The sequence below is a fragment of the Telluria sp. ZB4P34 genome, assembly GCF_059686055.1.
Window position 1 is genome coordinate 604,446 of the sequence record NZ_JCASIF010000001.1, and the last position, 11,556, is coordinate 616,001.

At 63.6% G+C, this 11,556-nt stretch carries 10 protein-coding genes; 1 reads left to right on the plus strand and 9 read right to left on the minus strand.

Translation table 11 applies throughout. From position 1 onward, the window contains the following. Positions 1-28: 28 nt before the first annotated feature. Together pnp and rpsO are read right to left on the minus strand one after the other, a co-directional pair. The gene (gene pnp / locus AC56KL_RS02665; protein WP_497178590.1) at positions 29-2,131 is read right to left on the minus strand and encodes a polyribonucleotide nucleotidyltransferase; all 2,103 of its coding nucleotides are present in this window, start codon (positions 2,129-2,131) and stop codon (positions 29-31) included. Between the two features lie 172 nt (positions 2,132-2,303). Beyond that, complete coding sequence (rpsO, locus tag AC56KL_RS02670; RefSeq protein WP_027867691.1) at positions 2,304-2,573, minus strand: 30S ribosomal protein S15; 270 nt, start codon at positions 2,571-2,573, stop codon at positions 2,304-2,306. A 228-nt stretch (positions 2,574-2,801) separates the two neighbouring features. On the opposite strand from rpsO, the gene bamE reads away from it, so the two are divergent. After that, positions 2,802-3,269 carry an outer membrane protein assembly factor BamE domain-containing protein gene (gene bamE / locus AC56KL_RS02675; RefSeq protein ID WP_497178591.1) on the plus strand — a complete coding sequence of 156 codons (468 nt, stop codon included), beginning with the start codon at positions 2,802-2,804 and terminating at the stop codon, positions 3,267-3,269. A 6-nt stretch (positions 3,270-3,275) separates the two neighbouring features. Here bamE and AC56KL_RS02680 read toward each other — a convergent pair whose 3' ends face one another. The 7 genes from AC56KL_RS02680 to AC56KL_RS02710 form a co-directional block, all read right to left on the minus strand. Continuing rightward, positions 3,276-4,817, minus strand: a complete 1,542-nt coding sequence (locus AC56KL_RS02680) for an alpha/beta hydrolase (protein ID WP_497178592.1) — start codon at positions 4,815-4,817, stop codon at positions 3,276-3,278. Between the two features lie 162 nt (positions 4,818-4,979). After that, positions 4,980-5,852 carry a CDP-diacylglycerol--serine O-phosphatidyltransferase gene (gene pssA / locus AC56KL_RS02685; protein ID WP_497178593.1) on the minus strand — a complete coding sequence of 291 codons (873 nt, stop codon included), beginning with the start codon at positions 5,850-5,852 and terminating at the stop codon, positions 4,980-4,982. An 85-nt stretch (positions 5,853-5,937) separates the two neighbouring features. After that, positions 5,938-6,708: an SIMPL domain-containing protein gene (locus AC56KL_RS02690; protein WP_497178594.1), complete on the minus strand. Its 771-nt coding sequence runs from the start codon at positions 6,706-6,708 to the stop codon at positions 5,938-5,940. A gap of 281 nt (positions 6,709-6,989) precedes the next feature. After that, a complete protein-coding gene (ilvC, locus tag AC56KL_RS02695) occupies positions 6,990-8,006 on the minus strand; it encodes a ketol-acid reductoisomerase (protein ID WP_497178595.1) in 1,017 nt (338 codons plus the stop codon). Positions 8,007-8,094: 88 nt separating this feature from the next. Next, the gene (gene ilvN, locus AC56KL_RS02700) at positions 8,095-8,586 is read right to left on the minus strand and encodes an acetolactate synthase small subunit (RefSeq protein ID WP_027867685.1); all 492 of its coding nucleotides are present in this window, start codon (positions 8,584-8,586) and stop codon (positions 8,095-8,097) included. After that, positions 8,586-10,313: an acetolactate synthase 3 catalytic subunit gene (locus tag AC56KL_RS02705; RefSeq protein WP_497178596.1), complete on the minus strand. Its 1,728-nt coding sequence runs from the start codon at positions 10,311-10,313 to the stop codon at positions 8,586-8,588. The genes ilvN and AC56KL_RS02705 overlap by 1 nt, the downstream gene beginning before the upstream one ends. Positions 10,314-10,701: 388 nt before the next feature. Beyond that, a complete protein-coding gene (locus tag AC56KL_RS02710) occupies positions 10,702-11,388 on the minus strand; it encodes a hypothetical protein (protein ID WP_497178597.1) in 687 nt (228 codons plus the stop codon). Between the last annotated feature and the right edge of the window lie 168 nt (positions 11,389-11,556).

Genomic DNA, 11,556 nt, shown 5'->3' on the forward strand with positions numbered 1-11,556 from the left:
TTCTTGCTGGCTTGACGCCGCGAGCAGATTACTGCGCCGCGCCTTCCACCGGATCAGCAGCCTTCATCGACAGCTTCAGGCGGCCGCGCTCGTCGGTCTCGAGGACCTTCACGCGCACCTGCTGGCCTTCCTTCAGATAATCGGCCACGGCGTTGACGCGCTCGTTGGCGATCTGCGAGATGTGCAGCAGGCCGTCCTTGCCCGGCATGACCTGCACGATCGCGCCGAAGTCCAGCAGCTTGAGCACGGTGCCGTCGTAGGTCTTGCCCACTTCGACCGATGCGGTCAGCTCTTCGATGCGGCGCTTGGCTTCCTGGCCGGCGGCGGCGTCGACCGACGCGATGGTCACGACGCCCTCGTCGGTGATGTCGATCTGGGTGCCGGTTTCCTCGGTCAGCGCGCGGATGACGGCGCCGCCCTTGCCGATCACGTCACGGATCTTTTCCGGGTTGATGCGGATGGTGATCAGGCGCGGGGCGAAGTCCGACAGCTCGGTCTTCACGCTCGGCACGGCGCGCTGCATCTCGGCCAGGATGTGCTGGCGGGCTTCCTTGGCTTGCGCCAGCGCGACCTGCATGATTTCCTTGGTGATGCCCTGGATCTTGATGTCCATCTGCAGCGCGGTGATGCCCGCCGGGGTGCCGGCCACCTTGAAGTCCATGTCGCCCAGGTGGTCTTCGTCACCCAGGATGTCGGTCAGGACGGCGAACTTGCCGCCTTCCTTGATCAGGCCCATGGCGATGCCGGCGACGTGCGCCTTCATCGGCACGCCGGCATCCATCAGCGCCAGGCAGCCGCCGCAGACCGAAGCCATCGACGAGGAGCCGTTCGACTCGGTGATTTCCGAGACCAGGCGCACCGAGTAGCTGAAATCTTCCGGGTTGGGCAGTGCCGCGACCAGCGCACGCTTGGCCAGGCGGCCGTGGCCGACTTCGCGGCGCTTCGGGGTGCCCACGCGGCCGGTTTCGCCGGTGGCGAACGGAGGCATGTTGTAGTGCATCATGAAGTCGTCGGTGTACTCGCCCATCAGCGCGTCGATCTTCTGGCTGTCGCGCGCGGTGCCGAGGGTAGCCACGACCAGCGCCTGGGTTTCACCACGGGTGAACAGGGCCGAACCGTGGGTACGCGGCAGCACGCCGGTGCGGATCGCGATCGGACGCACGGTGCGGGTGTCGCGGCCGTCGATGCGCGGCTCGCCGTCCAGGATCTGGGTACGCACGACCTTGGCTTCCATGTCGAACAGGATGTTGCCGACTTCGGCCGCATCGGCCTGCACACCCTGGGTCGCCAGGCCGGCCATGACTTCCGCCGAGATCGACTTCAGCTTTTGCTGGCGGATCGACTTTTCGCGGGTCTGGTAGGCGTCGCGGACGGCGGCGCCGGCCAGGTCGTTCACGCGGGCGATCAGTTCTTCGTTCTTCGGCGCCGGGCTCCACTCGACTTCCGGCTTGCCGCCTTCGGCGACCAGGTCGTGGATGGCGTCGATCACGGCGCGCATCTGGTCATGGCCGAAGACGACCGCGCCCAGCATGACTTCTTCCGACAGCTGCTGCGCTTCCGATTCCACCATCAGCACGGCGGTTTCGGTGCCGGCGACGACCAGGTCCATCAGCGAGGTCTTGAGCTCGGTGGTGGTCGGGTTCAGGATGTACTGCCCGTTCGCGTAGCCGACGCGGGCTGCGCCGATCGGGCCGTTGAACGGGACGCCGGCGATGCACAGCGCGGCCGAGGCGCCGATCATGGCCGGGATGTCCGGATCGATTTCAGGATTGACCGACAGGACGTGGATGATGACCTGGACTTCGTTCAGGTAGCCTTCCGGGAACAGCGGGCGGATCGGACGGTCGATCAGGCGCGAGGTCAGGGTTTCCTTTTCCGAAGGACGGCCTTCGCGCTTGAAGAAGCCGCCCGGGATCTTGCCGGCTGCGTAGGTTTTCTCCATGTAGTCGACGGTCAGCGGGAAGAAGTCCTGGCCCGGCTTGGCGTCCTTCCTGGCGACCACGGTGGCCAGGATGACGGTATCTTCGACCGACACGACGACGGCGCCGCTTGCCTGGCGCGCGATTTCACCCGTCTCCAGGGTGACCGTGTGTTGACCGTACTGGAAGGTTTTCGAAACTTTATTAAACATGGGTAATCCCTTTCTATTTGCCGACAGATTTTCAGGGGCTGTCGTTCACCTCACCACGGGCGGTTCTTACAATCCGCCATTAAACTCAACAATAACCAGCAACGAAAACAAAAAATGCCCGCGACAGATATCTGGCGCAGGCATTTCGTGACTAAATCGTCTTGACCAAGGATTACTTACGCAGGCCGAGCTTGGCGATCAGGTCGCGGTAACGGTTGGCGTCCTTGCGCTTCAGGTAAGCCAGCAGGCTCTTGCGGCGGTTGACCATCATGATCAAGCCACGACGCGAGTGGTGATCCTTCTGGTGTGCCTTGAAGTGGCCGTTCAGTTCGTTGATGCGTGCGGTCAGCAGTGCGACCTGGACTTCCGGGGAACCGGTATCGTTCTGGCCACGTGCGTTGTCCGCGATGATCGCGGCTTTGTTGATGTTTTCTACGGTCATGATGTTACCTTTCACATGCGGTGCATGAGTCGAAACCCAGCGCACCGTGATTGACGATGTTGATGACAAATCGCTGCCCAAAACGGACAGACCCGCCAGTATAGGGGAAAACCGGACCTGCGGCCACTGTTTGCATCGCCCGGAAGGTGGATCATGGGGGTTTTGCGGCGTTTGGAGGGCGAAATGATGAGGAAATTGATCAGATTTACAACATGCGCGGCGCTTTCCGTGCTTGTGCTGCTCGCCGGCTGCGCCAGCCTGCTGCGGCAGACGCCGACGATCGGCGACGCGGAAGACATCGTGCAGCAGAAGATGGGCGCGCCCACCAGCATCTACGGCGCCGGCAACGACCGCATCTTCGAGTACGCCACCGGCCCCATGGGCCAACAGACCTTCATGGCCCGCATCGGCGGCGACGGGCGCCTGGTGTCCTTCGAGCAGGTACTCACCGGCGAGAAGTTCGCGACCATCAAGGTCGACGCCGCCACCAGGGAGGACGTGCGGCGCACCCTGGGCCGGCCGGCCGAGACCTCGCATGTCGCGATGAAGGACTACGAGGTCTGGTCGTACCGCTACAAGGAAGCGGGCGTGTGGAACTCGCTCATGCACGTCCACTTCGACCGCCAGGGCATCGTCCGGCAGATGCTGAACGGCCCCGATCCGATGTACGAGCCGAAGGAAAAGATGGGCTGGTAGGTCCTGCTACCCTGGCGGCGGCGCGTCCGCCAGCGTCGAGGCCGGATAGGCGATCTTCCAGATCTGCCAGCCCATCTTGCGGCGCAGCGCCATGCGTTCCTTGCCTTCCGCGTACAGGTCGAAGTGGCCCTTGCCCGGCACGTAGCTGATGCTGGCCCTGGCGCCCACGTCGCGCAAGGCCGCCTCGAACTTCCTCACGCCCTGGTCGAGCTGGAACTCGTCCCTGGCGCCGACGTAGATGTGCAGCTTGCCGTCCAGTTGTGCCTTCTGCGCGCCCCAGCCCTTGCGCACGATGCGCGACAGGTCGAAGTTGGCCAGCCAGTGCTCGGCGACGGCCCGGTCCACCACCCCGGTCTTGCGGTCGTACAGGCGCAGCGGACGTCCGTCGGGGCCGCGCGGCGAGAACACCCATTCGAAGGATTGCATCTGGCCGCCATATTCTCCCAGCACTTCCTCCATGCCTTCCATGGCCAGGTCTTTCTTGACGGCTTTCGGGTCCGTGAGGTCGAGCTCGCCGAAACCGCTGAAGTCGAGGAAGTCCGGCGAAGTGGCGAAGGCGCCGCGGAACAGCGCCGGATAGCGCAGCTGCAGCCACAGGGCGGCCCAGCCGCCGGACGAATGGCCCATCAGGAAGCGGCCGGCCTTGCGGTCGGTACGGTAACGGCGGTCGATGTCGGGCAGCAGTTCCTGGGTCAGCGCGGTGGCCCAGGGACCGTTGTTGGCGCTGTCGACGAATTCGTGGGTGCCTGTGGGCAGGCTCTGGTCGAGGAAGACCCAGATCATGGGCGGCATGCGCTTGTTGCCGGTCTGGCTCAGCACGCCCGCCGCGCTGTCGGCCAGCGAGGCCATGCCGGCCTGGTAGCCGTGGGTGAAGTAGACCACCGGATAGCGCTTGTCCTTGTCCTTGTCGTAGTCGGGCGGCGTCATGACGAAGCCGCGCATCTGGACCGGCCGGCCGTGGAAGGCGCCCAGGGCCTTGCTGTCGAAGGCGAAGGGCTTGACATGGTGTTCGACGATGGCGCGGTCCTCGCTCGAGAACATTGGCCTGCCGTCCGGCAGCTCCCAGTAGCTGCGGCGCTCGGGAACGACCTTGTCGAGCGTGAGCGTGAGCGGCGCAGCCGCGGCCGGCACCGTCACCCGCACAACCTGCGACAGCACGTCGCCCGCGCCGCGGCCGGAATAGGCATAGCTGTGGTCGCGGTCGAGCAGCGCCTGCACCCAGTAGTCGCCGGCCGGAAGCTGGTCGATGGAATGCGGATATGCCTGGTCGCCGGGATAGAAAGCCAGGGTGCTGCCGGCCTTCAGGCCACTCACCTCGCGTGCGGCGACGAAATTGCTTTTCTCAAAGAAAGGATCGGCGCGCACACTGGCCGGGGCAGTTGCCGAATCGGCCTTGCTGGCGAACAGCAGCAGGCGTCCGCTTCCCGCCTCGGCGGCCGCGGCGCCGACCGCGATCTGCAGGGGCGGCGTATAGGCCTGCTGCGCCCAGGCGGGCGCGGCAAGCAGGAACAAGGCAAGGCTGAGCGGCAGCATGCGGGGTACTTCCATGGCATTCCTCTATCGTTGAAGAACAGAGATATTGCGCCAAGGAAGAATGCCTACCCTACCATTATGTGACGAACGGCAAAATTGTGGGATGAACTGCGCAATACATGGACAGGCCGCGCGGAAGGTCGGCAAAGGCCTGGCGGCTCTGCCAACCGACCGAGCCTAGCGGCGCACATTGCCGGGATCGTCGTCGTCGTCGAGCGGGATGATGCTCACCGGCTTGCCCTTGGCTGCGCGCCAGGCGAACACGGCGTAGCCCGACAGGCCATAGATCACGAAGATCGGCCACAGGACTTTCGGCGGGTCGATCGCCAGCAGCGCCAGGGCCAGGGCAATCAGGAACACCACGATGAAGGGCACCGACTTGCGGAAGTTCACGTCCTTGAAGCTGTAGAACGGCACGTTCGACACCATGGTCAGGCCGGCGAACACCGCCAGGCCCCAGCTGACCCAGTCCACCTTGCGCGAGCTGACGTTGATGTCCGGGTCGGTCATCATCATGATGAAGCCGACGATCAATGCCGCCGCCGCGGGACTCGGCAAGCCCTGGAAGAAGCGCTTGTCCACCACCTCGATATTGGTGTTGAAACGCGCCAGGCGCAGCGCCGCCCCGGCGCAATAGATGAAGGCGGCGATCCAGCCGAGCTTGCCCAGGCCGCGCAGCGACCACTCGTAGATCACCAGGGCCGGCGCGGCCCCGAAAGACACCATGTCGGACAGCGAATCGTACTGCGCGCCGAACTCCGACTGGGTGTTGGTCAGGCGCGCGATGCGGCCGTCCAGGCCGTCGAGGATCATGGCGATGAACACCGCCCAGCACGCATGCTCGAAACGCTGGTTCATCGCCATGACGATCGCGTAGAAGCCGCAGAACAGCGCGCCGGTCGTGAACGCATTCGGCAACAGGTAGATGCCGCGGCCGCGCTCGCCCTGGAGTCGGTCTTCCGCCCGCCGCCCGAAGCGCTTTTTCAGGCGGGAAAATCGTGGCGCCTTGGGCGCTGCTCCAGGTACTCGGCGTCGTGGAAAATTGGGCATAATAGTCCGTTTGTAAATAATGCTGTTCCCAGCATTATAGAGGCGGGACGCCCTTGTTAGCGAATGATCACTGTTGTGCGAGCATTCACTTGAATCGCAGCTTTCCTACCAGACGCATCTGGAGGGTAGTTTCACCCGGTTCGAAGCTCGGTTCCGGCATCTGGTCAGCCGCTTCCTTCATGGCGCTGCTGCGCATCATCATCGGCGCACCGGCCGCCTGGCCGTCGCCTGCATAGTTGCCCGAGCCCTCGAAATCGACGGTGTCGAGCACCGCCTCGGTCGGCTTGCGCCCCATCGCCTTCGCGATCGACACGATGCGCTCGTTCAGGTTGCGGTAGGTGGCGGCGATGCGCTGGTCATCCAGGCGCTTTTCCAGTTCGGGGCTCAATCCGAAGCTCACGTTGTTGATTTGCAGAACTTTTTGCGCGGCGGCGGCTGTCTTCGGCAGCTCGGCCAGGTTGGTCGTCTTGACTTCCAGGTACTGGCCGACGCGCCAGGCGACCGGCACCGGCCTGGCCGGCGCATGCGCGGCCGGCTGCGGCATCGGCGGCACCTCGGGGTACACCGGGTAGGTGTAGTAACCCATCGTCTTGAGCTCGGCTTTCGGATCGGCGCGGCGCACGATCTCGGTGCCCTCCTTCATCTTGCGGTTCACGCGGGCCGCGGCGGCGTTCTTGTCCTTGTCGTGCTCTTCCACGGCGAAGGTGACGGTGGCCTGGTCGTTGGCGTGTTTCACTTCGCCGAAGGCGGGGACCACGACCAGGGCGCCGCTGGTAGACGGGGCGGTGACGGTCTGCGCCTGGGCCTGGCAGGCCAGGACGAGGGCGGCGGCGATGAGGGATGTGGAAATTTTCATTCTTGTTCTCCAGTAGAAGTCAGCAATAAGCGTCAACAATACGACGGTTGCCCGCATGACTTATACGATACCGTACCCGCAACTTCCATCATGAATTTGTAATGGATCGTTGCAACTGAGCGGTTGGAGGCACTCATGAAATTGCGAAAGCGGTCTCGATTTGTCGTAGGGTGGTCGGCTTCGCCGACCGCGCGTTCAAATCATGGTCGAATGCCTGCGCCGTGATTCGCACGTTTTTGTTGAACGCGCGGTCGGCAGAGCCGACCACCCTACATATTTCCTCAGTTCTTGCTCTGGTCCACCAGCTTGTTCTTGGCGATCCACGGCATCATCGCGCGCAGCTTGGCGCCGACCTCTTCGATCGGGTGCTCGGCGGTGAGGCGGCGGCGCGAGATCAGGGTCGGGGCGCCGGCCTTGTTCTCGAGGATGAAGCTCTTCGCGTATTCGCCGGTCTGGATGTCCTTCAGGCACTGGCGCATCGCATCCTTGGTCGCCGAGGTGACGACCTTCGGGCCGGTGACGTACTCGCCGTATTCCGCGTTGTTGGAGATCGAGTAGTTCATGTTGGCGATGCCGCCTTCGTAGATCAGGTCGACGATCAGCTTGAGTTCGTGCAGGCACTCGAAATAGGCCATTTCCGGTGCGTAGCCCGCTTCGGTCAGGGTCTCGAAGCCGGCCTTGATCAACTCGACCGCCCCGCCGCACAGCACGGCCTGCTCGCCGAACAGGTCGGTCTCGGTCTCTTCGCGGAAATTGGTCTCGATGATGCCGGCGCGGCCGCCGCCGTTGGCCATGGCATAGGACAGCGCGATGTCGCGCGCCGAGCCGGACTTGTCCTGGTAGACCGCCACCAGGTGCGGCACGCCGCCGCCCTGGCGGTAGGTGCCGCGCACGGTATGGCCCGGGGCCTTCGGCGCGATCATGATCACGTCGAGGTCGGCGCGCGGCACCACCTGGCCGTAATGCACGTTGAAGCCGTGGGCAAAGGCCAGCGCGGCGCCCTGCTTCGCGTTCGGCTCGACATTGTTTTTGTAGACCTCGGCGATGTTCTCGTCCGGCAGCAGGATCATGATGACGTCGGCGTTCTTGACCGCTTCATCGACTTCGGCCACGTTCAGGCCGGCGGCTTCGACCTTGTTCCAGGATGCGCCGCCGCGGCGCAGGCCGACGGTGACGTTGACGCCGGATTCGCTCAGGTTCTGTGCGTGGGCGTGGCCCTGCGAGCCGTAGCCGATGATGGCGACGTTCTTGCCTTTGATGAGGGAGAGGTCGCAGTCTTTGTCGTAGAAAACTTTCATGGTCGTTCCTTAATTAATTTTAATGTGTGTGTATGTTTGCGTCAGTTGAACGCGCGGTCGGCGGAGCCGACCACCCTACGAAGACTGCTTAAACTTTGAGGATGCGTTCGCCGCGGCCGATGCCGGAACCGCCGGTACGGACGGTCTCGAGGATCGAAGCACGGTCGATGGCGTCGATGAAGGCGTCGAGCTTGCTCTTGGCGCCGGTCAGTTCGATCGTGTAGGTCTTCTCGGTCACGTCGATGATCCGGCCGCGGAAGATGTCGGCGGTGCGCTTCATCTCTTCGCGTTCCTTGCCGACCGCCCGCACTTTAATCAACATCAGCTCGCGCTCGATGTGCTGGCCTTCGGTCAGGTCGACCACCTTCACCACTTCGATGAGACGGTTGAGGTGCTTGGTGATCTGCTCGATGATGTCGTCCGAGCCGCTGGTGACGATGGTCATGCGCGACAGGGTCGCGTCTTCGGTCGGCGCCACGGTGAGCGTCTCGATGTTGTAGCCGCGCGCGGAGAACAGCCCGACCACGCGCGACAGCGCGCCGGCTTCGTTCTCGAGGAGGACGGAAATGATGTGTCGCATTACAGGTCCTCCGAGCCGAGCAGCATTTCATTCAGGCCCTTGCCGGCCTTGACCATCGGCCAGACGTTCTCGCTCTGGTCGGTAATGAAATTCATGAACACCAGGCGGTCCTTCATGGCGAAGGCTTCGCGCAGCGAGCCCTCGATGTCGCCCGGCCGCTCGATGCGCATGCCGACGTGGCCGTAGGCCTCGGCCAGCTTCTCGAAGTCCGGCAGCGAATCCATGTAGGACTCGGAATAGCGCGAACCGTAGTCGATCTGCTGCCACTGGCGGACCATGCCGAGGAAGCGGTTGTTCAGCAGGATGATCTTCGGGGTCAGGTGATACTGCTTGCAGGTGGCGAGCTCCTGGATGCACATCTGGATCGAGCCTTCGCCGGTGACGCAGGCCACGGTCGCATCCGGATTCGCCATCTGCACGCCCATCGCGTACGGCAGGCCGACGCCCATGGTGCCCAGGCCGCCCGAGTTGATCCAGCGGCGCGGCTTGTCGAAACCGTAGTATTGCGCCGCCCACATCTGGTGCTGGCCGACGTCCGAGGTGATGAAGGCGTCGCCGTTCGTCACGCGGTGCAGTTGCTCGATGACGGACTGCGGCTTGATCAGCTCGCTGGAGTCCGTATAGGCCAGGCAGTCCTTGCCGCGCCACTCCGCGATCTGCTTCCACCAGCCCTGCAGGGCCTGCGTGTTCGGCGAGGAGGTGGAGGCGTCGAGCTGGGCCAGCAGTTCCACCAGCACGTCCTTGACGTTGCCCACGATCGGGATGTCGACCTTCACCCGCTTCGAGATCGACGAGGGGTCGATGTCGATGTGGATGATCTTGCGCGGGTTGGTGGCGAAGTGCTTCGGGTTGCCGATCACGCGGTCGTCGAAGCGCGCGCCGATGGCGATCAGGACGTCGCAGTGCTGCATCGCCATGTTCGCTTCATAGGTGCCGTGCATGCCGGGCATGCCGACGAAGTGCGGGCTGGTCGAGCGCGAGGCGCCCAGGCCCATCAGCGTATTCGTCACCGGGAAGCCGAGCTTGTCGACCATGCGGTTCAGTTCGTTCGACGCATTGGCCAGGATGACGCCGCCGCCCGCATAGATCATCGGGCGCTCGGCGCCCAGCAGGAGCTGGACGGCCTTGCGGATCTGGCCGGCATGGCCCTTGTCCACCGGCTTGTACGAACGCATCTCGATCTCGCGAGGATACTCGTACACGCACTTGTGCATGCTGATGTCCTTCGGGATATCGACCAGCACGGGGCCGGGACGGCCGGTGCGGGCGATGAAGAAGGCTTTCTTGATGGTCGACGCCAGCTCGCGCACGTCCTTGACGAGGAAATTGTGCTTGACCACCGGGCGGGTGATGCCGACCGTGTCGCATTCCTGGAAGGCGTCCTGGCCGATCGCATGGCTCGGCACCTGCCCGGAGATGACGACCATCGGGATCGAATCCATGTAGGCGGTCGAGAGGCCGGTGACGGCATTGGTCACGCCCGGACCGGAGGTCACGAGGGCGACGCCGACGGTGTTGGAGCTGCGCGAATAGGCGTCTGCGGCGTGCACCGCGGCCTGTTCGTGGCGGACCAGGACGTGCTGGAACTTGTCCTGCTTGAAGATGGCGTCGTAGATGTAGAGGACTGCCCCGCCGGGATAACCGAAGACGTGCTTGACGCCCTCTTCCGCGAGACAACGCACCACGATTTCAGCACCCGTGATGGGGGCTGATGCTTCGTTAATCATGTTCATTCCTTTCAAGACCCAATGGGAGTTTGATCGGATGCCCGTTCCTAACGAAATGCGAAATGCGCGACAGCGCTCATGCTTCCCTTCTCTCTGCGTGCACGCGGGTGTTTCGGGACACCGTAGGGTCCTTACGCACGGGCGCTGGGCGCAACTCGTTCGGCTTGAGTGTCTGTAGCGTTTATACGCATCTCTCGCGCTTGTGGCGCGGGTCGGAGCAAACTGCCTACAAATGAAAGCGCGTCAATCCGGAGATGGCTTGTGGGCCTTCACCGGGTGACCGGAGAGCTTCGGGGGTGCAAAGCATTGAAACACATTACTGCGTTGCACCATTTTGGTCAAGACTTCAGTTTAAAAAAGTTTATCGTCCCAAAACAGTGCGCCGTGCTCAGGCCACGGGGCGGACCTGGGCACGGCGACGGCCGAGCAGGCCCAGCAGACCGGCGCCGAGGAACAGCATGGCTGGGGCGGAAGCCTCCGGCACCGGCGAGGCAAGCGCATACGAGCCCGATTCCAGCTGGACCGTGAATTCACCCGTGGCTGCGTACGCCGTCTCGTTGTCGAAACTTACCCAAAGCGTCTCGTTGCGATCGTAGGCGGACCGGAAGCTTCCGCCATACAGGCCGACGTCCCCGTACACGTCTTCGCTGTCGCGGCGCTCCCACCTGTCCCTGGGCGGCCCCCAGACCGCCTTGGCCAGGAGATACGCCCATACGGTACCGCCCTGCTCGGGCTGGGACAAGGGCACGGCCCGCATGGCGATATCCACGTCCAGCGCCAGCGACAGCCGCGTATTCGGCGAGAACGTGAAAAAGCCGCTTCGCTCGGCACGGTCCAGCGCGCGCTGTTCGAACCCGACAGCCGGCGTGACGGCGCTCGACGCCGAGAGCGGACTCAGGTCGGCTTGCGTGAATGTGAACCAGGGTGTTTCACCGTCGTCGGGCGCCAGGTCGACCAGAACGAAGCGCAGCCTGGAAGCCGTGACATCCGACTGGACCTGCGCCACGACCGGTGTCGCAAACAGGCCGGCACATGCCAGCAGCAAACCGGTACTACGGAGCTGATGCGTTTTCATCGTGCCTCCTCGTGCATGTTTGCGCATCGTTGACCGTACACCGAATGCGCAGCCCGCACGATAGCTGCGGACAGATATGGGGAGGGTACGCCACACGGCCATCCTGGCGCTGCATCTCCCAACGGCTCAACAGCGAAGCATTTCGACCGAATTCATGCACTTTTTGCA

Coding starts and splice junctions, on each gene's coding strand:
- pnp (WP_497178590.1), bottom strand. CDS start 2,131: ATGTTTAATAAAGTTTCGAAAACCTTCCAGTACGGTCAACACACGGTC.
- rpsO (WP_027867691.1), bottom strand. CDS start 2,573: ATGACCGTAGAAAACATCAACAAAGCCGCGATCATCGCGGACAACGCA.
- AC56KL_RS02680 (WP_497178592.1), bottom strand. CDS start 4,817: ATGGAAGTACCCCGCATGCTGCCGCTCAGCCTTGCCTTGTTCCTGCTT.
- pssA (WP_497178593.1), bottom strand. CDS start 5,852: ATGCCCAATTTTCCACGACGCCGAGTACCTGGAGCAGCGCCCAAGGCG.
- AC56KL_RS02690 (WP_497178594.1), bottom strand. CDS start 6,708: ATGAAAATTTCCACATCCCTCATCGCCGCCGCCCTCGTCCTGGCCTGC.
- ilvC (WP_497178595.1), bottom strand. CDS start 8,006: ATGAAAGTTTTCTACGACAAAGACTGCGACCTCTCCCTCATCAAAGGC.
- ilvN (WP_027867685.1), bottom strand. CDS start 8,586: ATGCGACACATCATTTCCGTCCTCCTCGAGAACGAAGCCGGCGCGCTG.
- AC56KL_RS02705 (WP_497178596.1), bottom strand. CDS start 10,313: ATGATTAACGAAGCATCAGCCCCCATCACGGGTGCTGAAATCGTGGTG.
- AC56KL_RS02710 (WP_497178597.1), bottom strand. CDS start 11,388: ATGAAAACGCATCAGCTCCGTAGTACCGGTTTGCTGCTGGCATGTGCC.